This is a genomic window from Pseudomonas sp. Pseusp21, assembly GCF_059492145.1.
The window spans coordinates 1,046,316-1,071,641 of record NZ_CP168520.1; the positions used below are offsets into that span (position 1 = coordinate 1,046,316).

Genomic DNA, 25,326 nt, shown 5'->3' on the forward strand with positions numbered 1-25,326 from the left:
AGCGCTCCATGATTCGGCTCACCGCTGAACTCACCCCGGCTGGCACCAGTTATCTGGCGACAGGCGTTGGCCAACCCGTGGTGTTGATCCACGGCGTAGGCCTGAACAAAGAAATGTGGGGCGGCCAGATCGTTGGCCTGGCCACGCAATACCGGGTGATCGCCTACGACATGCTCGGCCATGGCGCCAGCCCGCGACCGGCCAGCGGCACCGCCCTGCTCGGTTACGCCGATCAGTTGCTGGAGTTGCTCGACCACCTGCAATTGCCCGAGGCATCAGTGATCGGCTTTTCCATGGGCGGCCTGGTGGCGCGGGCGTTTGCTCTGCATTACCCGGAGCGCCTGAAAAGCCTGGTAGTGCTCAACAGCGTGTTCAACCGCAGCGAAGAGCAGCGCGCCGGGGTCATCGCCCGCACCGCGCAGGCTGCCGAACACGGACCTGACGCGAATGCCGAAGCGGCGCTGTCACGCTGGTTCAGCCGCGAATATCAGGCGGCCAACCCGGCGCAGATCGCTGCGATCCGCCAGACCCTGGCCGGCAATGATCCGCAAGGCTACCTGACCACCTACGAACTGTTCGCCACCCAGGACATGTACCGCGCCGACGACCTGGGCAGCATCCAGGCGCCGACGCTGATAGCCACCGGCGAGCTGGACCCCGGATCGACCCCGGAAATGGCCGAGCAACTGGCCGCGCGCATTCCCGGCGCGAAGGTTGCCGTGCTGCCCGAGCAACGGCATATGATGCCGGTAGAGTCGCCACGGCTGGTAAACCAGACGCTGCTGGAATTTCTCGACACCGCACACGCCCGACAAAACCATATAAAGGGGATCGTTGCATGACGCTCGCACGCTTCCAGATGTGCATCGGCGGAGAATGGGTCGACGCCCTCTCCGGCAAGACTTTCGAAAGCCTCAACCCGGCGCTGGCCGAGCCCTGGGCCGAGCTACCCGACGCTGACGAAGCCGACGTCGAACGCGCGGTGCAGGCCGCACAAACTGCTTTCGACAGCCCGGCATGGCGTGGATTGACCGCCACCGCGCGCGGCAAATTGCTGCGTCGTCTCGGTGACCTGATCGCCGAAAACAAGGAACAACTGGCGCAGCTGGAAAGCCGCGACAACGGCAAACTGATCCGCGAAACCCGCGGTCAGGTCGGTTATCTGCCGGAGTTCTTCCACTACACCGCCGGCCTCGCCGACAAGCTTGAAGGCGGCACCCTGCCGCTGGATAAACCCGATCTGTTCGCCTACACCGTGCACGAAGCCATGGGCGTGGTCGCCGCGATCATTCCCTGGAACAGCCCGCTTTATCTGACTGCGATCAAACTGGCGCCGGCGCTGGCTGCCGGCAACACCATCGTGATCAAGCCGTCCGAGCATGCCTCGGCAACCATTCTGGAACTGGCGCGCCTGGCCCTCGAAGCCGGGATTCCGCCGGGCGTGGTCAACGTCGTCACCGGCTACGGCCCGAGCACCGGTGCCGCCCTCACACGCCACCCGCTGATCCGCAAAATCGCCTTCACCGGCGGCGCGGCCACGGCCCGGCACGTGGTGCGCAGCAGCGCCGAGAACTTCGCCAAGTTGTCGCTGGAGCTGGGCGGCAAGTCGCCGAACATCATCTTTGCCGACGCTGATCTCGACAGCGCGATCAACGGTGCGATTGCCGGGATTTATGCGGCATCCGGGCAGAGTTGCGTATCCGGCTCGCGACTGCTGGTGCAGGATGAAATCTACGACGAATTCGTCAGCCGACTGGTGGAGCGCGCCCAGCGCATCCGCATCGGCAATCCGCAAGACGACAACAGCGAAATGGGCCCGATGGCTACCGCGCAGCAACTGGCGGTGGTCGAAGGTCTGGTGGCTGATGCCATCGCTGAAGGTGCGCGTCTGCGTCTGGGCGGCAAGCGGCCTAGCGGCGTCGGTGACGGCTGGTTCTACGAGCCGACGCTGTTCGAATGCGATCGCAACTCGATGAAGATCATGCAGGAAGAAGTCTTTGGTCCGGTGGCCTCGGTGATCCGCTTCAAGGATGAAGCCGAAGCGCTGGCGATTGCCAACGACTCGCAGTTCGGCCTCGCCGCCGGCATCTGGACCCGCGATCTGGGCCGGGCCCATCGCCTGGCCCGGGACGTGCGCTCGGGGATTATCTGGGTCAACACCTACCGCGCGGTGTCGGCGATGGCACCGATCGGCGGCTTCAAGAACAGTGGCTATGGACGCGAAAGCGGCATCGATTCGGTGCTGGCCTACACCGAACTGAAAACGGTGTGGATCAACCTCTCCCAGGCGCCGATGCCTGATCCGTTTGTGATGCGTTAGGAGTCCTGCGACATGATCGAACCCGGCATTTACAAAGACGTCATGAGCTCGTTTCCGTCCGGGGTCACGGTGGTCACCACCCTCGACCCGGACGGCGGCATCGTCGGCATCACCGCCAGCGCCTTCAGTGCGCTGTCGATTGATCCGGCGCTGGTGCTGTTCTGCCCCAACTACGCCTCCGACACCTACCCGGTACTGCGCGACAGCAAGAAGTTCGCGATTCATTTGCTGTCCGCCGACCAGACCGCCGAGGCCTATGCTTTCGCCGGCAAAGGCAAGGACAAGGCCAACGGCATCGAGTGGCACTTGAGCGAGCTCGGTAACCCGATCCTCGCCAAGGCCACGGCGATCATCGAATGCGAACTGTGGCGCGAATACGACGGTGGTGATCACGCGATCATCGTTGGCGCGGTGAAGAACCTGATCCTGCCGGAGCAGCCGGTGACGCCGATGATTTATCACAAGGGCAAGCTCGGCGCGTTGCCGACACTGGGTTGAGCGGAGGACACATGAGCAACGAAAAGTACGAGCAAGGCCTGAAGATCCGCACCCAGGTACTGGGCGAAGCCTATGTGCAGCGTTCGATCGAGAATGCCGACGACTTCACCCGCCCGCTGCAGGAAATGGTCACCGAATACTGCTGGGGCCACGTCTGGGGACGTGAAGGCCTGTCGCTCAAGGAGCGCAGCATGATCAACCTGGCGATGATCTCGGCGCTCAACCGCCCGCACGAACTGAAACTGCATGTGCGCGGCGCCTTGCGTAACGGCCTGAGTCGTGAGCAAATACGCGAAATTCTGCTTCAGGTCGGTATTTATTGCGGCGTCCCGGCAGCCGTGGACAGTTTCCGGCTCGCCCGTGAAGCCTTCGCCGAAGCCGACGCCGAGGCCTCCAGTTAACCCCTCGGCTGTTTTGATGCCCGTCTGGCATGGACAGCCACCTTAAAGAGCGGACCCCATGAAACGCCTGCCACTCGACGACAGCTTCAAGGTCAATCGCAACCCCGTCACCCTGCGCGAAATCGTGCTGGATAAACTGCGAAGCGCCATCATGAACTTCCAGCTGCTGCCCGGCGATCGCCTGGTGGAGCGCGATCTGTGCGATCGCCTGGGCGTGAGCCGTACGTCGGTGCGTGAAGCCTTGCGTCACCTCGAATCCGAAGGCCTGGTGGAATTCGCCGACGCCAAGGGTCCGCGCGTGGCGATCATCACCCTCGCCGATGCCGTCGACATCTATGAACTGCGCTGCGTGCTCGAAGGCCTGATCGTCCAGCTGTTCACCCTGCGCGCCAAGGCCAAGGACATCAAGGCCCTGGAAAAAGCCCTCGACGAGAACCGCAAGGCACTCAAGGACGGCGAGCTGCAACAGGTGATCGATTCGGTGCAGGGTTTCTACGACGTGTTGCTGGAAGGCTCAGGCAACCATGTCGCGGCCACCCAGTTGCGTCAGTTGCAGGCGCGGATCAGCTATCTGCGCGCAACGTCGGTGTCCCAGGAAAACCGTCGCGGCGCCAGTAATCACGAGATGGAAAAAATGGTCGAGGCGATCAAGAGCGGCGATCCGCTGGCGGCGCATCAGGCGTGCGTCGATCACGTGCGCGCTGCGGCTGCCGTCGCTCTCGATTACCTCAAGCGCAAACAGGAAGAGACCGGCGACACACCGCCAATCACCCTGCCCATCGCGCTGAAAGAACCGCGCATAGGTCACTGACATGTTCAGCCCGAGCTTTTGCCCGAAATGCGGTGGCGCTGACCTCGGTCAGCAAGTGCCGCCGGGCGATACGCACGAGCGCCTGATGTGCCGCGGCTGCGGCTACATCCACTATGTAAACCCGAAGATCATCGCCGGCTGCATCATCGAGCAGGACGGCAAATACCTCTTGTGCCAAAGGGCGATTCCCCCGCGCCCCGGCACCTGGACCTTGCCCGCCGGTTTCATGGAAAGCGGCGAAACCACCGAACAGGCCGCCCTGCGCGAAGTCTGGGAAGAAAGCGGCGTACGCGCGGAAATCGTCTCGCCCTATTCGATCTTCAGCGTGCCGAAAATCAGCGAGGTCTACATCATCTTCCGCGCCCTCGCACTGGAAATCACTGGCGAGTACGGCCCGGAAACCCTCGCCTGCAAATTCTTCGCCCCGGAAGACATCCCGTGGGAGCAGATCTACTACCCGGCGATCCGGCAGATCCTCGAACGCTACATCGAGGAACGCCAGGCCGGGGTGTATGGCATGTACATGGGCAACGACGACAGCGGCAAGATTCATTTCATGCGTTGATCGCCCTGCCCGCGCCGTCTGATCGTTCCCACGTCGAGGCGTCGAACCGTCCGCGTGGGAATGCCTCAACGGACGCTCCGCGTTCGGCTGTGGAAGGGACGCGGAGCGTCCCGGGCTGCATTCCCACGCAGAGCGTGGGAACGATCAAAGCAAGCCGTTACGGCGCCATCCCTTCAACGATGACGATCTCCGCCCTCGCCCACTCCTCGCGATAGCTTTTCGCTTCCTGATACGCCGCCGAGCGATAGCACGCCACCGCCTGCTCATAACTGTCGAACTCGATCACCACGCTGCGCTGCGGCGTCGTCCGTCCTTCCATCGCTTCGCTGCGCCCGCCTCTGGCTAAAAACTTCGCGCCGAACTCGGCGAACGCTTTCGGCGCGCGCTGGGTGTATTGGCTGTAGTGATCGGGATCGGTGATGTCCACGTGAGCAATCCAGTACGCCTTCATAGTGACCTCTTGGTTGATTTTGTATTATGGTATACCACGAATTTCATCCATATCGAGAGTCCAGCATGGCCTTCAACAGCATCGAAGAAATCATCGAAGATTATCGCCTCGGCAAAATGGTGTTGCTGGTCGATGACGAAGACCGGGAAAACGAGGGCGACCTGCTACTGGCCGCCGACCGTTGCACACCCGAGGCGATCAGTTTCATGGCCCGTGAGGCTCGAGGGCTGATTTGTCTGACGTTGACCGACGATCATTGCCAGCGCCTGGGGCTGGAGCAAATGGTGCCGAGCAATGGCAGCGTGTTCAGCACCGCGTTCACGGTTTCCATCGAAGCGGCGGTCGGCGTTACCACCGGGATTTCCGCGGCCGACCGCGCGTGTACGGTGGCCGCTGCGGTGGCGCCGAACGCACGCGCAGAAGACCTGGTGCAGCCGGGCCATATCTTTCCGTTGCGCGCCAAGGAAGGTGGCGTGCTGACCCGTGCCGGTCACACCGAGGCTGGTTGCGATCTGGCGCGGCTGGCGGGGTTCACGCCGGCCTCGGTGATCGTCGAGGTGATGAACGACGACGGCACCATGGCCCGTCGTCCGGATCTGGAAATCTTCGCGCGCAAGCACGGGTTCAAGATCGGCACCATCGCCGACCTGATCCACTATCGCCTGAGCACTGAACACACCATCGAGCGCATCGGCGAGCGGGAACTGCCGACGGTGCATGGCACCTTCCGTTTGATTACTTTCGAAGATCGCATCGAGGGCGGCGTGCACATGGCGATGGTCATGGGCGAGCTGCGCCGTGAGGAACCGACGCTGGTGCGCGTGCATGTGATCGATCCGCTGCGCGATCTGGTGGGTGCCGAGTACAGCGGGCCGACGAACTGGACGTTGTGGGCAGCACTGCAACGGGTCGCGGCCGAGGGGCATGGCGTGGTCGTGGTGCTGGCCAATCATGAGTCTTCCCAGGCGCTGCTGGAGCGCATTCCGCAACTGACTCAGCCGCCACGGCAGTTCAGTCGCTCGCAATCGCGGATCTATTCGGAGGTCGGCACCGGGGCGCAGATTCTGCAGAACCTGGGCGTCGGCAAGCTGCGCCACTTGGGGCCGCCGCTGAAATATGCCGGGTTGACTGGCTACGATCTTGAGGTGGTTGAGAGCATTCCGTTCACCGAATAACCCCGTTTGCCAGATAGCCGGTACGGCAAAGTGCTTGCACAAAGTTTGGAATACCATAATATGATATTCCATAGACCGGACGATCAAAGAACCGTCCAGCTACTGCTCCCGACAGGCGGGCAACAACGCAAGCCCGCTCAAAAACACAACAATGAGGGCGTAAAAATGGTGTTGAACAAAGCTGCAACCGCGATCTTTTTCGCGGGACTGCTGAGCGTGACCGGTCAGGCCGCGATGGCCGCCGAGAGTGTGAACTTTGTCAGCTGGGGCGGTAGCACCCAGGATGCGCAGAAACAGGCCTGGGCCGATCCGTTCAGCAAGGCCAGCGGCATCACCGTCGTGCAGGACGGCCCGACCGACTACGGCAAACTCAAGGCCATGGTCGAAAGCGGCAACGTGCAATGGGACGTGGTCGATGTCGAAGCTGACTTCGCCCTGCGCGCCGCTGCCGAAGGCCTGCTCGAACCCCTCGATTTCAAACAGATCCAGCGCGACAAGATCGACCCGCGTTTCGTCAGCGACTACGGCGTCGGCTCGTTCTTCTTCTCCTTCGTCCTCGGCTACAACGAGGGCAAACTCGGCGCCAACAAGCCGCAGGACTGGAGCGCGCTGTTCGACACCAAGACCTTCCCCGGCAAACGCGCCCTGTACAAATGGCCAAGTCCCGGCGTGCTTGAGCTCGCCCTGCTCGCCGACGGCGTGCCGGCCGACAAGCTCTACCCGCTGGATCTGGATCGCGCTTTCAAGAAACTCGACACCATCAAGAAAGACATCGTCTGGTGGGGCGGTGGCGCGCAGTCGCAGCAACTGCTGGCCTCCGGTGAAGCGAGCATGGGTCAGTTCTGGAACGGCCGGATTCATGCCCTGCAGGAAGACGGCGCACCGGTCGGCGTGAGCTGGAAACAGAACCTGGTCATGGCCGACATTCTGGTGGTGCCAAAGGGCGCGAAAAACAAGGACGCGGCGATGAAGTTCCTGGCCAGCGCCAGCAGTGCCAAAGGTCAGGCCGACTTCTCCAACCTGACCGCCTACGCCCCGGTCAACGTCGACAGTGTGCAGCGTCTGGATTCGACGCTGGCCCCGAACCTGCCGACTGCCTACGCTAAGGATCAGATCACTCTTGATTTCGCGTACTGGGCCAAGAACGGTCCGGCCATCGCGACACGGTGGAACGAATGGCTGGTCAAATGAAAATGGCGGCCACCGCGTCCCGTCCCTCCACTGCCACCGGGAGCGCCGCGAGCGCTGCCGGCCTGGCATCCGGCAAGGCGAGTGCAATGGCGCAAGCCCCGTCCCTCAAGCAACGCTGGCGCGGCGCCGGCAATCTCGCGCCGGCGCTGTTGTTCCTCGGTCTGTTCTTTCTCGCCCCGCTGATTGGTTTGTTGCTGCGCGGCGTGCTCGAACCGGTGCCGGGCCTTGGCAACTATGAACAACTGTTCGCCAACTCGGCGTATGCACGGGTGCTGTTCAACACCTTTTCGGTGGCGGGATTGGTGACGGTGTTCAGCCTGCTGCTGGGCTTTCCGCTGGCCTGGGCGATCACTCTGGTGCCGCGCGGCTGGGGCCGCTGGATTCTCAACATCGTGCTGTTGTCGATGTGGACCAGCCTGCTCGCCCGCACCTATTCCTGGCTGGTGCTGTTGCAGGCTTCGGGCGTCATCAATAAAGCCCTGATGGCCATGGGCATCATCGATCAGCCGCTGGAAATGGTGCACAACCTGACCGGCGTGGTGATCGGCATGAGCTACATCATGATCCCGTTCATCGTGCTGCCGTTGCAGGCGACCATGCAGGCCATCGACCCGATGATCCTGCAGGCCGGTTCGATCTGTGGCGCGAGTCCCTGGACCAACTTCTTCCGGGTGTTCCTGCCGCTGTGCCGGCCGGGTCTGGCGTCCGGTGGGTTGATGGTGTTCGTGATGTCGCTCGGTTACTACGTCACTCCGGCGCTGCTGGGCGGGGCGCAGAACATGATGCTGCCGGAATTCATCATTCAGCAGGTGCAGTCGTTCCTCAACTGGGGCCTGGCCAGCGCCGGCGCCGCGTTGCTGATCGTCATCACGCTGGTGCTGTTCTACGTCTACCTGAAGCTGCAACCGGAATCCCCGGTTGGCGCCAGTAACGCGAGGTAAGCCGAGATGCTCCTGACGCCCAATGCCATGAGTCGCCGGATGCGCTTCGGCCTGTATTTCACCACCGGGCTGATCGGCCTGTTCCTGTTGTTGCCGATCGTGTTCATCGTCCTGCTGTCGTTCGGTTCGTCCCAGTGGCTGGTGTTCCCGCCACCGGGCTGGACGCTGAAATGGTACGTGCAGTTCTTCTCCAACGCCGACTGGATGAGCGCAGCACTGGCCAGCCTCAAGGTCGCGGTGCTGACCACAATCTGCGCCGTCGCCCTCGGTTTGCCGACGGCCTTTGCGCTGGTACGCGGACGCTTCCCCGGCCGGGAAATGCTCTACGGTCTGTTCACCCTGCCGATGATCGTGCCGCTGGTGATCATCGCCGTGGCGGTGTACGCGCTGTTCCTCAAGCTCGGCTACACCGGGACGATGTTTGCCTTCGTCGTCAGCCATGTGATCGTCGCGCTGCCGTTCACCATCATCTCGATCATCAATTCGCTGAAGCTGTTCGATCAGTCGATTGAAGACGCGGCGGTGATCTGCGGTGCGTCACGCCTGCAAGCGGTGTTCAAGGTGACCTTCCCGGCGATTCGCCCGGGGATGGTGGCCGGCGCCCTCTTCGCCTTCCTGGTTTCGTGGGACGAAGTGGTGCTCAGCGTGATGATGGCCAGCCCCACCCTGCAAACCCTTCCCGTGAAAATGTGGACCACCCTGCGCCAGGACCTGACGCCCGTGATCGCCGTCGCCTCGACGCTGCTGATCGGCCTGTCGGTATTGGTCATGGTGATCGCCGCCGCCCTGCGCCGGCGCAACGAAATCAGCGCCTGAGCGCCCAGGAGTACGACATGAGTGCCGTGATCAAAGACGCATCCCAGCAGAACGACAAACCCCTGGTCAGCCTGCGCAACCTGAACAAGCACTACGGCGATTTCGCGGCCGTGGACAACATTTCGCTGGACATCAAGGACGGCGAATTCCTCACCTTCCTCGGCTCCAGCGGCTCGGGCAAAAGCACCACGCTGTCGATGCTCGCCGGCTTCGAAACCCCGAGCAGCGGCGAGATCCTGGTCAACGGCCAGTCGCTGGTCAACGTGCCGCCGCACAAGCGCGACATCGGCATGGTGTTCCAGCGTTATTCGCTGTTCCCGCATCTGTCGGTGCGCGACAACATTGCGTTCCCGCTGGCGATCCGCAAACTCGCCGCCGCTGAACGTGACAAGCGCGTCGATGCGATGCTGAAACTGGTGCAGCTCGAACAATTCGCCCATCGCCGCCCTTCGCAACTGTCCGGCGGCCAGCAGCAACGGGTCGCCATCGCTCGCGCTCTGGTTTACGAGCCACGCATTCTGCTGATGGACGAACCGCTCGGTGCGCTGGACAAGAAACTGCGCGAAGACCTTCAGGACGAATTGCGCCAACTGCACCGCCGCCTCGGCATCACCATCGTCTACGTGACCCACGACCAGGAAGAAGCCATGCGCCTGTCCCAGCGCATCGCGATTTTCAGTCACGGCAAGATTGTCGGGCTCGGCAGCGGTTATGACCTTTATCAGAATCCGCCGAATGCGTTTGTGGCGTCGTTTCTGGGTAACTCGAACTTTCTCAAGCTCAAGGCGCAGGGCAATGCGGCGGCGAGTTTTGAGGGGCAGTCGCTGTCGATTCGCCTGACTGCCGGATTGCAGACCGGGCAGGATGTGCTGCTGATGGTGCGTCCGGAAAAGGCGTTGGCGTTGAGTGTGCAGCAGGCGATCGATGAACCGCTGGCGGCGGGTTGGAACGAGGTTTCGGCGAAGGTGGTCGAGGTGTTGTTTCTGGGTGAGAGTCAGACGTGCAGTGTGGTGACGTCAGGCGGGACTTCGATGACGGTGAAGGCGTTGTCGGCGGCGGGGATGCCGTTGAAGGCTGGGGATCCGGTTCGGGTGCGTTGGGCGACGGCGGATGCTTGCGTCTATACCGAGTGGGCTGAGAGCGATTTGAATAAAGCTGCCGGTGCTCATTAAGAACGCGTCGCCTGCCCGCCCTCACCCCAGCCCTCTCCCGGAGGGAGAGGGAGCCGACCGAGGTGTCTTGCGCTGTACATCGACCTGAAAAACCGAGTCGATTGTGGATTTGGCACAGCATTCTGGTCGGCGGCGATTATGGATTCACTGCGGAGCTTTCAGGTCGGCGGCGATTATGGATTCACTGCGGAGCTTTCAGGTCGGCGTACTTCTCGAATATTCCCCAATCGGCTCCCTCTCCCCCCGGGAGAGGGCTGGGGTGAGGGCCAGCGGCCGACTCGGTCTCACTTGATAGCCGCAAACCCCTCAATCTGATCAGGCCAAGCCGTCAACACTTCAAACCCGTCCTCCGTCACCGCCACCATATGCTCCCACTGCGCCGACAATGACTGATCCTTGGTCACCACCGTCCAGCCATCCGCCAGACTTTTCACATGCCGCTTGCCAGCATTGAGCATCGGCTCAATGGTAAAGATCATCCCCGCCTTCAGCTTCATGCCCTGCTCCGGATAACCGTAATGCAGCACCTGCGGTTCATCGTGATAAACCTTGCCGATCCCGTGCCCGCAATACTCGCGCACCACACTGAACCCTTCTTTTTCCGCCAACGTCTGGATCGCATGACCGATGTCACCCAACGTAGCGCCCGGACGCACCACGCGGATGCCGGCGCACATGGCGTCGTAAGTGGTCTTGATCAGATGCCGCGCCTCGGGCGTCGGCTTGCCGACCACGTACATGCGGCTGGTGTCGCCGAACCAGCCGTCCTTGATCACCGCGATATCGAGGTTGACGATGTCGCCGTCCTTCAGCACGCGCTTCGAAGGAATTCCATGGCAGACCACTTCGTTGACTGACGCGCAGACGGTTTTCGGGAAGCCGTGGTAACCGACGTTGGCCGGAATGGCTTTCTGCACATTGACGATGTAGTCGTTGCACAACTGGTCGAGTTGATCGGTGGTGACGCCAGCCTTGACGTGCGGCACCAGCATCGCCAGCACCTCGGCGGCCAGTCTGCCGGCCTCGCGGGATTGAGCGATTTCGGCCTGGGTGTTGATCTTGATCGGGTTTCTCATGCCTTTACCGCCTCTTTGACCGAGGCGTTCTGCGCGGCATCCGCCAGTGCGCAGACTTGCTGCAGATCCAGACCGCCCGACTGCTCGGCGCGAATCAGCAACCGGCAAATGGCGTGGTGATCAAGATCGGGATACAGCTCGGCGAGCATGCCGATGCGCATCCAGTGTTCGGCCTGCGCGTTGATCGAGCGGCTGAGTGCGTTGCTGGAAATGCGCAGATTCTCGTGCATGTCCTCTGAAATCTTTACGATGCCCATGGCAATATCCGATACGAAGTGTATATGGATCGTATATTAATCGTGTGTCGCTCGGGATTGCAAACGCTGCATACCCGGTAAGTCGCTGAGAAAAAATCTGCCCGGCACCGAAGACTGGTTCTGACGAGCAATCAATCAGCATTTTTCGCTGCAAGATTTTTACTACCGGATCAAGCGCTTCGTGACGCTGAAGACGCCCTTTCAATACTCGATGACGCCTGCGTATAAACCCCTGCAAATCACTTCCTGCCCCTCGCTGATTTCGTTCTATCGTTAGATCGAAATGGCAGTATTTCCGGCTGTTTAAAGGTTGCGACAGCTCAGGTCTGAGCCTATGTTGCACGCGAGCTTTTTCCCCGCGAATGGAACGCGATCAACACCACAAAGAGGTGAAGAGATGTCAAAGGATTCACGCCCTGCCGTACTTGGGCTGATCGGCAATACGCCGCTGGTACAAGTCACCCGCTTCGATACCGGTCCCTGCACCCTGTTTCTCAAACTCGAATCACAGAACCCCGGCGGCTCGATCAAGGACCGCATCGGTCTGGCCATGATCGACGCCGCTGAGCGCGACGGTCGCCTGCAACCCGGTGGCACAATCGTCGAGGCCACCGCCGGCAACACCGGTCTGGGCCTGGCCCTGGTCGGCCGCGCCAAGGGCTACCGCGTCGTGCTGGTGGTGCCGGACAAAATGTCCACCGAGAAAGTCCTGCACCTCAAGGCCATGGGCGCCGAAGTGCACATCACCCGCTCCGATGTCGGCAAGGGTCATCCCGAGTATTACCAGGATGTCGCCGCGCGTCTGGCCAAGGACATTCCCGGCGCGTTCTTCGCCGACCAGTTCAACAACCCGGCCAACCCGCTGGCCCACGAGTGCAGCACCGGGCCGGAAATCTGGGCCCAGACCGAGCATGACCTGGACGCGATCGTGGTTGGCGTTGGCTCGGCCGGCACGCTGACCGGCCTGACCCGCTTCTTCAAGCGCGTACAACCGGATCTGGAAATGGTCCTGGCTGACCCGGTCGGTTCGGTGATGGCTGAATACAGCCGCAGCAAGCATCTCGGCACCGCAGGTTCGTGGGCGGTGGAAGGCATCGGTGAGGACTTCATTCCGTCGATCACCGACCTGTCGAGCGTGCGCAGCGCCTACTCGATCAGCGACGAGGAAAGCTTCGATCACGCGCGCCAGCTGCTGAAAGCCGAAGGCATTCTCGGTGGTTCGTCCACCGGCACCCTGCTCGCTGCCGCGCTGCGCTACTGCCGCGAACAGACCGAGCCGAAGCGCGTGGTCAGCTTCGTCTGCGACACTGGCACCCGATACCTGTCGAAGGTCTACAACGACCAGTGGATGACCGATCAGGGCCTGTTGCAGCGCAAACGCTACGGCGACCTGCGCGACCTGATTGCCCGACGCTTCGAGGACGGCAAAGTTGTCAGCGTCGGCCCGGACGATACGCTGATGACCGCGTTCCAGCGCATGCGCCTGGCCGATGTTTCGCAACTGCCGGTGCTGGTGGATGGCAAGCAACTGGTCGGCGTGATCGACGAGTCGGACATTCTGGTGCGCGTACACGAAGACGCCTCCCTCTTCAGCAAACCCGTCGCCAGCGCGATGACCGACAAGTTGCAAACCCTCGCCCCCGGCGCCACGCTGGCTGAACTGGAAGCCGTGCTCAGCAGCGGCCTGGTGGCCATCATCGCCGACGCCTCAGGCTTCCACGGCCTGATCACCCGCGTCGACATGCTCAATCAATTACGGAGATCCCTGGCATGAGCCAGCATGACAAGAACGCCCGTCAACAAGGCTTCGCCACCCGCGTGATCCACGCCGGGCAAACGCCGGACCCGACCACCGGCGCGTTGATGCCGCCGATCTACGCCAACTCCACGTACCTGCAAGACAGCCCCGGCGTGCACAAGGGTTTTGACTACGGCCGCTCGCACAACCCGACGCGTTTTGCCCTGGAGCGCTGCGTGGCGGATCTGGAGGGCGGCACCCGGGCGTTCGCCTTCGCGTCCGGGCTGGCGACGATTTCCACCGTGCTCGAACTGCTCGACGCCGGCTCGCACATCGTGTCCGGCAATGACCTGTACGGCGGCACTTTCCGTCTCTTCGACAAGGTGCGTCAGCGCAGTGCCGGGCATCGTTTCAGCTACGTCGATCTGGCGGATATGTCGGCGTTCGAAGCGTCGTTGCAGGACGACACGCGCATGGTGATTGTGGAGAGCCCGACCAACCCGCTGCTGGGTCTGTCCGACCTCGCCGCCATCGCGCGCATTTGCAAGGCGCGGGGGATCCTCTGCGTGGCCGACAACACATTCGCCAGCCCGTGGATTCAGCGTCCGCTGGAACTGGGTTTCGACATCGTGCTGCACTCGACCACCAAATACCTGAACGGTCACTCCGACGTGATCGGCGGGATCGCGGTAGTTGGCGACAATCCTGCGCTAGCCGAGCGCCTGGGCTTTCTGCAGAACGCAGTCGGTGCTATCTCCGGCCCGTTCGACGCGTTCCTCACCCTGCGTGGCGTGAAGACGCTGGCGCTGCGTATGGAGCGTCATTGCAGCAACGCACTGGATCTGGCGCGCTGGCTGGAACAGCAACCGCAGGTCAAACGCGTCTACTACCCGGGTCTGGAATCCCACCCGCAGCACGAACTGGCCAAGCGTCAGATGCGTGGTTTCGGCGGAATGATTTCCCTGGATCTGAACAGTGATCTGGCAGGCGCCCGGCGCTTCCTGGAGAACGTGCAGATCTTCGCCCTGGCCGAAAGCCTTGGCGGTGTGGAAAGCCTGATCGAACACCCGGCGATCATGACCCACGCGACCATCCCGGCCGAAACCCGCGCCAAGCTCGGCATCGGTGACAGCCTGGTGCGTCTGTCGGTGGGCGTCGAGGACATCGAAGACCTGCGTGCCGATCTGGCGCAGGCGCTGGCCAGCATTTAACGCCCGAAAACGTCAAAGCCCGCACAAGGCGGGTTTTGGTGTTCGAGTAGGCGGCCAGTGCTGGTCTCTGGCTTACAAGGTTTATCAGGCTTCTCACAGTACCGGACCAAATTGAAAGGGGTACGGTCTCGGCTGCTTCACACGGCATAAGGGCTGGATCTCAGCGCGGAGATCTTTCTAACCGTGTACCCTTCGGAACGCGCCCCACGTCCCCTTGCTATCCGCTTGCGCATCAGTCTGCGTCTTCGCCTACATTCTTGAGCCTAGCAAACACGCTGCATTGCGCTACGCGGTTTTTAGACTGATTGTTTTCAAGCGCCGGCCTGCAAGGAAGCTAACCGACTATCGCCTTCACGACCCTTCAGCCTGCCTCCCGCCAAGGGCGAACTATACTTTTCAGTTCGCTGTCCAGATTTCCTGTAACCGTCGACACCCGTGCACCCTCCGGTGCCCCCGTGCCATTCACCAATCTGGTTGACCCCGGGCCAACGAGCCTTCCGTCGATGAACAAATGACGGGTAATGCTCGGCTGCTGTGTGGCTGATGGGGCGTGGAGAACATCATGAAGCACACGCTTTGGCCGGGCTTCGTCCTGGCAGTTGCGGCAACAGTGGCAATGCCCAATGTCTGGGCTGCGCAGGCGCAGGCATTGGCGTCGGATGGGGCGGATCATGTGGGGGCGGGGGCCGTAGCCTCTGACGGCGCAGATCATGTCGGCGCTGGGGCCGTCGCCTCTGACGGCGCGGATCATGTCGGCGCCGGGACCGTCGCCTCTGACGGTGCAGATCATGTCGGCGCAGGCGCCGTTGCTTCTGACGGCGCGGATCATGTCGGCGCCGGGGCCGTCGCTTCTGACGGTGCAGATCATGTCGGCGCTCGGGCCGTCGCCTCTGACGGCGCAGATCATGTCGGCGCTCGGGCCGTCGCCTCTGACGGCGCAGATCATGTCGGCGCTGGGGCTGTCGCCTCTGACGGTGCAGATCATGTCGGCGCCGGGGCTGTCGCCTCTGACGGCGCGGATCATGTCGGCGCCGGGGCCGTCGCCTCTGACGGCGCAGATCATGTCGGCGCTCGGGCCGTCGCCTCTGACGGCGCAGATCATGTCGGCGCTCGGGCCGTTGCCTCTGACGGCTCCGACCACGTCGGCGCAGGCGCCCTCGCCGCCGATGGCGCAGACAAGGTCGGTGCCAACCGACTCGCCTACTCCCGCGCAGGCGTCGGTTCGGACCAGGTGGCTTCCGCCCTCATGAGCGGCAGCTATTCCGACCAGTTCAACAGCCCTCAATAACCGCTATCGGCGCAATCAGCCCACCGCTGGTTGCGCCGCACTAGCACATTTGTGCTAATCGACCACCCCGTTCCCTGGCGTTATATTCCCTCGCAACCCCCGACGCTCCCCAACATTGCCGCTGTGCAGTGCGCGGGATCGTTGTGCCTGGAAAAACAACAACACCAAGGAAGAAACACCATGAAACTTCAGCTCAGCCTCGCCAAGATTACAGTTCTCGGTGCCCTGCTCCTCGGCGCCAGCGGTTGCCAGACCGCCAAACCCACCGAAGACAGCATGCGCGAACGCGCCCAGACCGTCATCGGCCAACCGGTCACCAAGATCGGCAACATCCGCAACGACAGCACGCTGACCTACTACACCGCCTACACCGCCGCCGGCGAATACAACTGCGAGTTGCCCAGCGGCGCAATCATCGCGGTGGCGAGCATGGGCATCATGACGCCTCCGCTGTCCTGTCTGCCCAAGGGCGCGTCGCCGATTCCGTACCAGTAATCCGGCGCAGGAAAACCGTTCAACGCCTCTTCTCATCCGGTAAAGGATTCCGTTCTACCATGAAAACACTCATCGCCACCCTCAGCCTCGCGGCCGTCGTTCTCACCGGCTGCGCCACCCCCAAGCAATGGGAAGCCACCGGCGGCAGCAAGACCGACGGCGTTGTCCAGGTCTCCTATGAACTGGGGCAGTTCGAAAGCGGGCAAACCTCCGCCGCTCAAGGGTTGGCCACGGCTGAAGGCCGTTGCAAGGTCTGGGGCTACAAGAGCGCCGAAGTGTCGGGCTCGGAGAAAAACATCTGCCGCACCATGGGTCAGTACAACTGCCTGCAAACCACCATCACGCAAGACTATCTGTGTAAGCGCTGACCGCTTCGGTCTGCCGGTCGCGCAGCGCACGCAGGGTCGCGCGCAGCTCGGCCGGGCGTACCGGCTTGGACAGAATGGCGATCTGCCGATCATGCAGGGCCGCCTGGATTTTTTCGATGTCATGCCCGGTGATGATCATGGCCGGGACCGCATAACCGCGCTGACGGCGAACCTCGTCTATGCATTCGATGCCGGTACTGTGGGATCCGAGATCATAGTCGGCAACGATGATGTCGCAGTCCGTGACCAGGCCCTGCCCGCTCAGCTCGGCCTGCACCACGCAACCCCAACGCTCGAGTAACGCCGAAGTCGCCAGCAAAACGTTGCGATCATCCTCCACCAGACACACCTTCAACCCCGTCAGCAACCCGACCTGTCGAGCCTCCTCCCGATTGACCGGCATCTGCGGCGGTGCGAGTGGCAGCCCATGCAAGGTCACCGCCGTGCCATGCCCCAGCCGTGAACGGATCGCGACGTCGACACCGATCAATTGCCCCAACCGCCGGACAATCGACAACCCCAGGCCCACGCCTTCGACGTCCTTGTCGCGCAACTGGCGAACCCGATAAAACTCCTCGAACACCTTGGGCAAATGCTCTTCGGCGATCCCGCTGCCCAGGTCATAAATCGCGATGGCCAACCCCGCGCCGCGCTTGCGCACACCGATCAGCACTGGCCGATGCGCACCGTATTTGAAGCAGTTGGAGAGCACGTTCTGGACCATGGTCGCCAGCAACGCCGGATCGGTGCGCACCCAGTGTTCGCAAGGCCGCAAGCGCAGTTCGACACCCGCCCAGCGTGCGGCTTCGGCGTTCTGGCGGATCAGATCCGCCAGCCATTCACCCATTTCAAGCGTCTGCAACCGGGGCAGAATCCGCCCGTTGTCGAGGGTGTAGAGATCGAGAATCGAGCGAAACAGCTGCGATACGTTGAGCAGCGAGCGGTCGATGCTGTCCACCAGCCGCCGCTCCTCTTCGCCCAGTCGCGACTCGCGCAGGCATGCGGTAAACAGGCCGATGGAGTGGATCGGCTGGCGCAGATCATGACTGGCCTGAGCCAGGAACCGTGATTTTTCAAGGTTGGCGGCGACCGCCTCTTCGGACGCCTTGCGCGTGCGCTCCAGCAGCAGGTGCGCATACACCGGAATCACCGTGCTGGTGATCATCAGCATCAACACCATGAACGGTTGCGCCTGCCAATACGGCGTCAACCGATAGACCGCCAGCAGCGCCAGCAACGCCAACACCGTGGCGATCGCCAGATAGCGCGAGCCGTAGCGCATGCCGTTGCCGAGATTGACCCAGACCATGACGGCGTAGATGGGCAGCGCCGCCTCGCCGCCGACCACCAGCCCGAAACTGGTGCCGGTGTAATCGTGGAGCATGCCGAAAATCCGCCGCGCCGGATAATGCCCCGGCCAGCGCACAATGGCCTGGCGCAGCACGACGGAGGCCAGCAGAAACAGGGAAATGTAGGTGACCACCGGCAGGTAAGTATCGAAGCGCTGGCCCGGCAAAAAACCGAGCACGGCCATGTAAACCAGCGCAATGCTGGCGATGATGATGCGCAGATTGGCCTGGTCGAGCTCGGTGTTCTTTTCGAACTTCATGGGGGAACGTCCTTGTGCAGCAGTCGTCATAAACGCACGAATCAACAGGCAATGCCTTCGCCCGATGCTAAGGTGCATGCCATGAGCAATGCAGACCCAGGGAGGGTTGCGCCATGGCGTGCCGAATCATCATAGCCGACGATCACCCGTTGTTTCGCGAAGCGCTGCTGCGCACCGTCCAGCGTCTGCTGCCCGAGGCCCTGATCGAAGAAGCCGGCGACCTCGACACTGTGCTCGCCCTGCTGCCGGCGGGCGATGAGCCTGACACCTTGATCCTCGACCTGCGCTTTCCCGGCCTGACCTGTGTGACCCAGCTCGCGGAACTGCGCCGGCGTTTGCCGCGAACCACCCTGATCGTTGTGTCGATGGTCGATGACGAGGCGCTGATCGGCGACGTCATGGCGGCCGGCATCGATGGATTCATCGGCAAGAACATCGCCCCCGATGAGATCGGTCAGGCGATCCGGGCGATTCGTGAAGGTGAGGTGCTGGTGAAGTTCGCCCCGTCCGGCCTGCTGCCGCTGGACACCGGCACCGCCCTCACCCCGCGTCAGCAAGAGGTGCTGCGGCTGATCGCCCAGGGCAAGACCAACAAGGAAATCGCCCGCGAACTGGATATTTCGCCGTTCACGGTGCGGATTCATGTTTCGTCGTTGTTGCGGGTGCTCAACGTGCCGTCGCGCGCCGCAGCAGCGGTGAAATACTCCGGAGCCTTGTAGCCGGCCTCCAGGTCAGCCGTGCGGGTGGACGGTCAGTGCGACCAGTTTCACCACAATCGGCCGGACCACGAGAATGCACAGAAATGCCACGGGCATCGCCAGTTTGTAGGCGTGCAGCGCATTGCTAAGGTAATCGGCATCAATTCCGAAATTGGAGGCGGTGATCACCAGCGACATCAGAAACGCCATGATGGTCGCCATATACAACGCAAATACGTACGGCATGGCACGGGCCGACAGCTTGCGCGGGCTGAATACTGTGGTTCTTGGGGATAGTCTCTGATTCATGTCAGTCCTTGTTGACCGAAGTGGATAGGCGCCGAGCACCCTAACAAGTCTGCCAAGCCGTAACTAGACTGATCGCCGTGAGCAATTTATAAACAAAATCTTATTAATTCGTCCTCGCCGGGATCCACGCATGAACCTCTTGGGTGCAATCGATTGTTTTATCAAAGTCGTTGAGGCGGGATCGATTGTCGGCGCCGCCAAAACCCTCGGGGTGAGTGCCGCCGCCGTCAGTCAGACCCTTGGTCGCCTTGAGACTCACCTCGACACACGCCTGCTGCAACGCACCACCCGCAACATGGCGCTGACGGAGAGCGGTTCGGTGTATTTCGAGAAAGTAAAACGTATCGCGCTCGATCTGGAGTCCGCGCAGAGCGCCATCAGCCACGCGCAGACGCAACTCCAGGGACACTTGAGTATCGCCTCCACCGCCGGGTTCGGGCGCCATGTACTGGCCCCGGTCATTGCCGGGTTCGCCGAACGCTACCCGCAGTTGACGCTTGAGCTCTCGACCACCGACCGCAAAATCAATCACCTCCACGAAGGTATCGACCTGAGTCTGCGCATTGAGCCGCAACTGGAAGACGGCATCATCGCGCGCAAGGTTGCGACGGTGCCGTTCGTGATTTGCGCCAGCCCTGACTACCTGCAAAAGGCCGGTCGCCCTTCGACTCCGGCAGATCTTCAACAGCACGCCTGTCTGGCGTTCCGCTATCCGCTGGACGGACGGTTACTGCGCTGGTGGTTCGTTGGGCAGGGTCAGCGCTTTGAGGCTGCGATCAATGCGACCGCCATCAGCGACGATATCGACGCCCTGGCGCAAATGGCTGCTCATGGTGCCGGAATCACCCGACTGGCGGAATTCGTTGCCGCGCCCTATCTGGAGAGTGGTCAACTGGTCTCTTTATTCGAACCGGGCGACGGCTCGACCTTTGCCAGCGCCGCGCCGCTCGAGATCTATGCCTGTGTGCAGGAGCGCGCCGCCATGACTTCCAAGGTCAAGGCCTTCACCGAATTTTTGCAGGAGTTCCTGCATACCCGCTGGCCCGCTCGATGAGGATCAAGGATCAACCTGCGCCATCAGTTCAGGCACCGATTCCTGCCGCTTCGCATAGCGCTGCGCCAGCACCGCGCAGACCATCAGTTGAATCTGATGGAACAGCATCAGCGGCAGAATCAGCACGCCAATCGCGCTGCCGGCAAACAACACCTGCGCCATCGGCACGCCAGTGGCCAGGCTCTTTTTCGAACCGCAGAACAGAATGGTGATGCGGTCTTCCAGACTGAAACCGAACAGCTTGCCCAGCACTGTGGACGCCAGCAGCACCAGCGCCAACAGAATGCAGCACACCACCACCAGCCCCAGTAGTTCGATCACCGGAATCTGGTGCCAGATGCCCTCGTTCACTGCCTCGCTGAACGCGCCGTAGACCACCAGCAGAATCGAGCCCTGATCGACGAATTTCAGCCAGTTCTTGTTGCGACCGACCCAGGCGCCGATCCAGCGACGGGCAACCTGGCCGGCAATGAACGGCAGCAGCAATTGCACGCTGATTTTCACGATTGCGTCGAGGGTCGAGCCGCCGTCGCCGTGGACGTTGAGCAGCAGCGTCACCAACAGCGGCGTGAGGAAAATACCGAACAGACTGGACGCCGCCGCACTGCAGATCGCCGCCGGAATGTTGCCCCGCGCCAGAGAGGTGAAGGCAATCGCCGACTGCACCGTGGCCGGCAGCGCACACAGATACAGCATGCCCATGTACAGCTGATCACCGATCAGCGGCGACAACAGCGGCTTGAGCGCAAGACCCAGTAGTGGGAACAGGACAAAGGTCAGGCCGAACACCAGCAAATGCAGGCGCCAGTGGCCGGCGCCGGCGATGATCGATTCCCGCGACAGCTTGGCGCCGTGAAGGAAAAACAGCAGCGCAATGGCGATGTTGGTCAGCCAGCCGAAACCGGTCGCGACCTGACCGCTGGCGGGCAGGAAGCTGGCCAGCAGCACCACGCCGATCAGGGTCAAGGTGAAGTTGTCGGGCAAAAATCGTGGGCGCGTCATGGTTTGCTCATCCGGGGGGTTGCCAGTACGTGGAAGCGACTCTAACGTGACTGGAAATTACCGACTAACGCCGAAGAACCCACAGATGCCGCCAAAAGGACACGAAAAGAGCGTCAGACGCAGCATTCCCGGGCTGCCCAGCCTGCCGCGTCCGCTCTATGGGCGCACCGAATCGCTGCCCAATCGCGCGTTGACTCGCCGTCACAGTCATCCGTGGGTGCAGTTGTCCTACGCAATCCAGGGCGTGCTCGAGGTACAGACTGCCGTCGGTCGTTTCGTTGCGCCGCCGGAGCGGGCGGTGTGGATTCCGGCGGGCGTGCCGCATCGGGTATTCAGTTCGCCGCACACGGAAATGCGCAGCCTGTACATCGATTGCAGCGTCGCCAGCTGGGCACCGGAGCGTTGTCATGTGCTCGGCGTCAGTGATCTTTTGCGTGAGCTGATTCGGGCTTTCAGTCAGATTCCTGTCGAATATGACCAGAGCGGCCCGCACGGGCGTCTGGCCCAGGTGATCCTCGATCAACTGGCCGAGGCGCCGCCCATCGACCTGATGCTGCCACTGCCGCAGGACACTCGCTTGCGCCAGATCTATCAGAGTCTGGAGCAACATCCTGAACAGCAGACCACCTTGGCGCACTGGAGCGAAAAATTCGGCGTAACCGAGAAAACTCTGACTCGGCTGTTCCTGCGCGATACCGGTTTGACCTTCCGCACCTGGCGCCAGCGCCTGCGTCTGCTGGGTGCGCTGACACCGCTGGAACGCGGCGAACGCGTCACCGACGTGGCTTTGGCCTGTGGTTATGACTCGACATCGGCGTTTATCGCGGCGTTTCGCCAACAGTTCGGCGAGACGCCGGGAGAGTTTTTCCGATGAAATTAACCGATATTTATCGACTTTATACATGCCATTGGGCAAATTTCAGGGTAGAGTTTCGCCCATCAAGAACCTTTGACATCTTTCGACGATAACAATGATCAACCACCCTTTAGCGAACCTGTCGGCGGTAACAGCATGATCGAAGTCACTGAAGTTTCCATTGCCCAATTGCGCGCGGCGCTCGAGTCCGGCCAGACCACGGCGGTTGAATTGGTGCAGGCCTATCTGGCGCGCATCGACGCCTATGATGGCCCTGAAACCGCCACTGCGCTGAACGCGGTGATCGTGCGTAACCCCGACGCACTGAAAGAAGCGCAAGCCTCGGACGCCCGTCGTGCCAAGGGCGAAACCCTCGGTCCGCTGGACGGCATCCCGTACACCGCCAAGGACAGCTATCTGGTCAAAGGCCTGACCGCCGCGTCCGGCAGCCCGGCCTTCGCCGATCTGGTGGCACAGCGCGATGCGTTCACCATCGAGCGCCTGCGTGCGGGCGGTGCGATCTGCCTGGGCAAGACCAACATGCCGCCGATGGCCAATGGCGGGATGCAGCGCGGGGTCTATGGCCGCGCCGAAAGCCCGTACAACGCTGATTACCTGACCGCGCCGTTTGCTTCGGGATCATCGAACGGTGCCGGCACTGCCACCGCTGCCAGCTTCTCGGCATTCGGTCTGGCGGAAGAAACCTGGTCGAGCGGTCGTGGCCCTGCCTCGAACAACGGGCTGTGCGCCTACACGCCTTCGCGCGGGGTGATTTCGGTACGCGGCAACTGGCCGCTGACGCCGACCATGGACGTGGTGGTGCCGTACGCCCGCACCATGGCCGACCTGCTGGAAGTCCTCGACGTAGTCGTCGCCGAAGACACCGACACCCGTGGCGACCTGTGGCGCCTGCAACCCTGGGTGCCGATCCCGAGCGTCGCCTCGGTGCGCCCGGCTTCCTATCTCGATCTGGCAGTGAACAGCGATGCACTGGCCGGCAAACGCCTGGGCGTGCCGCGCATGTACATCAACGCCGACCCTGATGCCGGCACCAGCGACGAGCCGGGCATCGGCGGCCCGACCGGGCAACGCATCAACACCCGCGCTTCGGTGATCGATTTGTGGAAACAGGCCCGTCAGGCCCTCGAAGCCGCCGGTGCCGAAGTGATCGAAGTGGATTTCCCGCTGGTCTCCAACTGCGAAGGCGATCGTCCGGGCGCGCCGACCGTGTTCAATCGCGGCATCGTCTCCAAAGAGTTCATGCACCACGAACTGTGGGACCTGTCGGCCTGGGCGTTCGATGATTTCCTGCGCGCCAACGGCGACCCGAAACTCAATCGACTGGCAGACGTCGACGGGCCGAAAATCTTCCCCCACGACCCTGGCACCCTGCCCAACCGTGAAGGCGACCTCGCTGCCGGCATGGACGAATACGTGCGCATGGCCCAGCGCGGTATCACGCCGTGGGATCAGATTCCGACGCTGCCGGACGGCCTGCGCGGCCTGGAGAAGACCCGCAAGCTCGATCTCGAAGACTGGATGGATCGCCTCGGCCTCGACGCCGTGCTGTTCCCCACCAACGCCGACGTGGGCCCGGCCGACGCCGACGTCAACCCAGCCTCGGCGGACATCGCCTGGAGCAACGGTATCTGGGTCGCCAACGGCAACCTCGCGATCCGCCACCTCGGCGTGCCGACCGTCACCGTGCCGATGGGCGTGATGGCCGACATCGGCATGCCGGTGGGGCTGACGTTTGCCGGTCGCGCCTATGACGATTCAACACTGTTGCGCCTGGCGGCGGCGTTCGAAGCGACCGGTTCCAGGCGTCTGGTGCCACCACGTACACCACCACTGGCGACAGGCAAGTAAATGCAAAACGGCGGGATCGATTGATCCCGCCGTTTTTTTATCGTTCTGCCAGTTCTTCCAGCAAATCCGCCGAAGGCACAAAGAAAAGGCTGCCAGTGACCGCCGTGCTGAAGTCCAGCAACCGGTCGTAGTTGCCCGGCGGCTTGCCGACAAACATGTTCTCCAGCATCTGTTCCAGCGGCTCCGGCGAACGCGCGTAGCCAATGAAATAAGTGCCGAACTCGCCTGCGCCAGGTCGGCCGAACGGCATGTTGTCGCGCAGGATCTTCACCTCTTCGCCGTCCCTGGTGATGGTCGTCAACGCACTGTGGGAATTGCTCGGCTTGACCGTCTCGTCCAGTTCGATATCGGACAGTTTGGTGCGCCCGATCACCCGCTCCTGCGCTTCGACCGACAATTCGTTCCACGCCTTCATGTTGTGCAGGTACTTCTGCACCAGCACGTAACTGCCGCCACTGAACGGCTGATCTTCATCGCCCACGAGGGTGAAATGCTCGGCTTTGCGACCGACCGGATTTTCCGTGCCGTCGACAAAACCGATGATGCTGCGCATGTCGAAATAGCGGAATCCCTGCACCTCGTCGGTCACTGTCACGGCGCCATCCAGCGCCGACATCAACTGCGTTGCCAGTTCGAAACACAGGTCCATCTGATCGGCGCGAATGTGCAGCAGCAAGTCGCCAGGCGTGGAAACGGCGCGCCGCCCTTCTACACCGAATTCGCGAAAGTCGTGCAAGGATGCCGGGCGTGGACTGCCGAACAGACGATCCCAGGCGTTGGAAGAGAACCCGCAAACACAGGACAGGTTTCCCGAAGGGACACGCTTGCCGACCGAGCGCGTCAGGCCCGCGATATCGGCGCACCAGCCACGGACTTTTTCGGCGGACTCGGCCTCGGCGTTAAGCGTCGCCACAATGAATATCGCAGCGCTGGTGATCGGGCTGCAGACGGCTTGAGGATCTGGCGTTTCGATGATCGTGACTCCCAAGGGATGATGGACTAACTCGAAGGGAGGTTAGCAAAGAAGCACTGACTGAAATACCTTCCGTCACCCCGTTGCCAAGGCAGACACTTCGTTAATAACGAACAATACCCACGAAATAAACGATTTTTCTTTGCCGGAAGGCTCCTACTAGCATGGCCCCGTCTACCCCG

The 25,326-nt window shown here is 62.0% G+C and carries 27 protein-coding genes; 20 read left to right on the forward strand and 7 right to left on the reverse strand.

Annotated features, from left to right (window positions below):
• The first annotated feature begins 8 nt into the window (after positions 1-8).
• Genes ACEN93_RS04450 through ACEN93_RS04475 form a run of 6 tightly spaced genes read left to right on the forward strand, consistent with a single transcriptional unit; the run spans position 9 to position 4,595 of the window.
• On the forward strand, positions 9-842 hold the full coding sequence (locus tag ACEN93_RS04450) for an alpha/beta fold hydrolase (RefSeq protein ID WP_039766874.1): 834 nt from the start codon (positions 9-11) through the stop codon (positions 840-842).
• Positions 839-2,320 (forward strand): aldehyde dehydrogenase, encoded by a 1,482-nt coding sequence (locus ACEN93_RS04455; RefSeq protein WP_074688587.1) that lies wholly within the window; start codon positions 839-841, stop codon positions 2,318-2,320. Before ACEN93_RS04450 ends, ACEN93_RS04455 begins: the two co-directional genes overlap by 4 nt.
• Positions 2,321-2,332: 12 nt before the next feature.
• On the forward strand, positions 2,333-2,818 hold the full coding sequence (locus ACEN93_RS04460; RefSeq protein ID WP_007957406.1) for a flavin reductase family protein: 486 nt from the start codon (positions 2,333-2,335) through the stop codon (positions 2,816-2,818).
• Positions 2,819-2,829: 11 nt separating this feature from the next.
• Positions 2,830-3,219: a carboxymuconolactone decarboxylase family protein gene (locus ACEN93_RS04465; RefSeq protein WP_007957404.1), complete on the forward strand. Its 390-nt coding sequence runs from the start codon at positions 2,830-2,832 to the stop codon at positions 3,217-3,219.
• A gap of 58 nt (positions 3,220-3,277) precedes the next feature.
• Entirely contained in the window at positions 3,278-4,030 is a 753-nt protein-coding gene (locus ACEN93_RS04470; RefSeq protein WP_039766879.1) for a GntR family transcriptional regulator, read from the forward strand.
• 1 nt (position 4,031) lies between these two features.
• Positions 4,032-4,595 (forward strand): NUDIX hydrolase, encoded by a 564-nt coding sequence (locus ACEN93_RS04475; RefSeq protein ID WP_011334615.1) that lies wholly within the window; start codon positions 4,032-4,034, stop codon positions 4,593-4,595.
• A 157-nt stretch (positions 4,596-4,752) separates the two neighbouring features.
• Here ACEN93_RS04475 and ACEN93_RS04480 read toward each other — a convergent pair whose 3' ends face one another.
• Positions 4,753-5,046 (reverse strand): DUF1330 domain-containing protein, encoded by a 294-nt coding sequence (locus ACEN93_RS04480; protein WP_039766882.1) that lies wholly within the window; start codon positions 5,044-5,046, stop codon positions 4,753-4,755.
• 65 nt (positions 5,047-5,111) lie between these two features.
• Between ACEN93_RS04480 and ribBA the strand changes: the two genes are divergently transcribed.
• The 5 genes from ribBA (at position 5,112) to ACEN93_RS04505 (ending at position 10,341) form a co-directional block, all read left to right on the forward strand.
• Positions 5,112-6,221: a bifunctional 3,4-dihydroxy-2-butanone-4-phosphate synthase/GTP cyclohydrolase II gene (ribBA, locus tag ACEN93_RS04485; RefSeq protein ID WP_414881896.1), complete on the forward strand. Its 1,110-nt coding sequence runs from the start codon at positions 5,112-5,114 to the stop codon at positions 6,219-6,221.
• 165 nt (positions 6,222-6,386) lie between these two features.
• Positions 6,387-7,412, forward strand: a complete 1,026-nt coding sequence (locus tag ACEN93_RS04490) for an ABC transporter substrate-binding protein (protein ID WP_490843556.1) — start codon at positions 6,387-6,389, stop codon at positions 7,410-7,412.
• Positions 7,409-8,353, forward strand: coding sequence for an ABC transporter permease (locus ACEN93_RS04495; RefSeq protein WP_039766889.1), 945 nt, complete (start codon positions 7,409-7,411; stop codon positions 8,351-8,353). Before ACEN93_RS04490 ends, ACEN93_RS04495 begins: the two co-directional genes overlap by 4 nt.
• Before the next feature lie 6 nt (positions 8,354-8,359).
• Entirely contained in the window at positions 8,360-9,169 is an 810-nt protein-coding gene (locus ACEN93_RS04500; RefSeq protein WP_007957396.1) for an ABC transporter permease, read from the forward strand.
• Positions 9,170-9,186: 17 nt separating this feature from the next.
• The gene (locus tag ACEN93_RS04505) at positions 9,187-10,341 is read left to right on the forward strand and encodes an ABC transporter ATP-binding protein (protein ID WP_103386950.1); all 1,155 of its coding nucleotides are present in this window, start codon (positions 9,187-9,189) and stop codon (positions 10,339-10,341) included.
• A gap of 284 nt (positions 10,342-10,625) precedes the next feature.
• Here ACEN93_RS04505 and map read toward each other — a convergent pair whose 3' ends face one another.
• Both map and ACEN93_RS04515 read right to left on the reverse strand, forming a co-directional pair.
• Positions 10,626-11,417, reverse strand: coding sequence for a type I methionyl aminopeptidase (map, locus tag ACEN93_RS04510; protein WP_074688609.1), 792 nt, complete (start codon positions 11,415-11,417; stop codon positions 10,626-10,628).
• Positions 11,414-11,674: a ParD-like family protein gene (locus tag ACEN93_RS04515; RefSeq protein WP_039766896.1), complete on the reverse strand. Its 261-nt coding sequence runs from the start codon at positions 11,672-11,674 to the stop codon at positions 11,414-11,416. The genes map and ACEN93_RS04515 overlap by 4 nt, the downstream gene beginning before the upstream one ends.
• 397 nt (positions 11,675-12,071) lie before the next feature.
• Here ACEN93_RS04515 and ACEN93_RS04520 point away from each other — a divergent pair, with 397 nt between their 5' ends.
• The 5 genes from ACEN93_RS04520 to yecR all read left to right on the forward strand — a co-directional run bounded on the left by ACEN93_RS04520 (position 12,072) and on the right by yecR (position 16,774).
• Entirely contained in the window at positions 12,072-13,448 is a 1,377-nt protein-coding gene (locus tag ACEN93_RS04520) for a pyridoxal-phosphate dependent enzyme (RefSeq protein ID WP_039766899.1), read from the forward strand.
• Positions 13,445-14,623 (forward strand): trans-sulfuration enzyme family protein, encoded by a 1,179-nt coding sequence (locus ACEN93_RS04525; RefSeq protein ID WP_039766902.1) that lies wholly within the window; start codon positions 13,445-13,447, stop codon positions 14,621-14,623. The genes ACEN93_RS04520 and ACEN93_RS04525 overlap by 4 nt, the downstream gene beginning before the upstream one ends.
• Positions 14,624-15,333: 710 nt before the next feature.
• Positions 15,334-15,873 carry a hypothetical protein gene (locus ACEN93_RS04530; protein WP_495611121.1) on the forward strand — a complete coding sequence of 180 codons (540 nt, stop codon included), beginning with the start codon at positions 15,334-15,336 and terminating at the stop codon, positions 15,871-15,873.
• A 218-nt stretch (positions 15,874-16,091) separates the two neighbouring features.
• On the forward strand, positions 16,092-16,406 hold the full coding sequence (locus tag ACEN93_RS04535) for a hypothetical protein (protein WP_039766904.1): 315 nt from the start codon (positions 16,092-16,094) through the stop codon (positions 16,404-16,406).
• A 59-nt stretch (positions 16,407-16,465) separates the two neighbouring features.
• Positions 16,466-16,774: a YecR family lipoprotein gene (gene yecR / locus ACEN93_RS04540; RefSeq protein WP_007950440.1), complete on the forward strand. Its 309-nt coding sequence runs from the start codon at positions 16,466-16,468 to the stop codon at positions 16,772-16,774.
• Here the strand turns inward: yecR and ACEN93_RS04545 are convergent.
• Positions 16,746-18,383 (reverse strand): ATP-binding response regulator, encoded by a 1,638-nt coding sequence (locus ACEN93_RS04545; RefSeq protein ID WP_163975605.1) that lies wholly within the window; start codon positions 18,381-18,383, stop codon positions 16,746-16,748. The two genes, yecR and ACEN93_RS04545, sit on opposite strands and share 29 nt — an antisense overlap.
• A 113-nt stretch (positions 18,384-18,496) precedes the next feature.
• On the opposite strand from ACEN93_RS04545, the gene ACEN93_RS04550 reads away from it, so the two are divergent.
• Positions 18,497-19,102, forward strand: coding sequence for a LuxR C-terminal-related transcriptional regulator (locus ACEN93_RS04550; RefSeq protein ID WP_039766908.1), 606 nt, complete (start codon positions 18,497-18,499; stop codon positions 19,100-19,102).
• Between the two features lie 12 nt (positions 19,103-19,114).
• On the opposite strand, the gene ACEN93_RS04555 is transcribed toward ACEN93_RS04550, so the two are convergent.
• Positions 19,115-19,390: a DUF2798 domain-containing protein gene (locus ACEN93_RS04555; protein WP_039766910.1), complete on the reverse strand. Its 276-nt coding sequence runs from the start codon at positions 19,388-19,390 to the stop codon at positions 19,115-19,117.
• 130 nt (positions 19,391-19,520) lie between these two features.
• On the opposite strand from ACEN93_RS04555, the gene ACEN93_RS04560 reads away from it, so the two are divergent.
• Positions 19,521-20,444 (forward strand): LysR family transcriptional regulator, encoded by a 924-nt coding sequence (locus tag ACEN93_RS04560; protein ID WP_495611122.1) that lies wholly within the window; start codon positions 19,521-19,523, stop codon positions 20,442-20,444.
• Positions 20,445-20,447: 3 nt separating this feature from the next.
• Here the strand turns inward: ACEN93_RS04560 and ACEN93_RS04565 are convergent, their stop codons facing one another.
• Positions 20,448-21,446, reverse strand: coding sequence for a bile acid:sodium symporter family protein (locus ACEN93_RS04565; protein ID WP_495611123.1), 999 nt, complete (start codon positions 21,444-21,446; stop codon positions 20,448-20,450).
• 85 nt (positions 21,447-21,531) lie between these two features.
• On the opposite strand from ACEN93_RS04565, the gene ACEN93_RS04570 reads away from it, so the two are divergent.
• Entirely contained in the window at positions 21,532-22,320 is a 789-nt protein-coding gene (locus tag ACEN93_RS04570; RefSeq protein ID WP_085667599.1) for an AraC family transcriptional regulator, read from the forward strand.
• A 138-nt stretch (positions 22,321-22,458) separates the two neighbouring features.
• Positions 22,459-24,171 carry an amidase gene (locus ACEN93_RS04575; protein WP_085667598.1) on the forward strand — a complete coding sequence of 571 codons (1,713 nt, stop codon included), beginning with the start codon at positions 22,459-22,461 and terminating at the stop codon, positions 24,169-24,171.
• Between the two features lie 37 nt (positions 24,172-24,208).
• Here the strand turns inward: ACEN93_RS04575 and ACEN93_RS04580 are convergent, their stop codons facing one another.
• Positions 24,209-25,159, reverse strand: coding sequence for a Dyp-type peroxidase (locus tag ACEN93_RS04580; RefSeq protein ID WP_163975609.1), 951 nt, complete (start codon positions 25,157-25,159; stop codon positions 24,209-24,211).
• Positions 25,160-25,326: the final 167 nt, after the last annotated feature.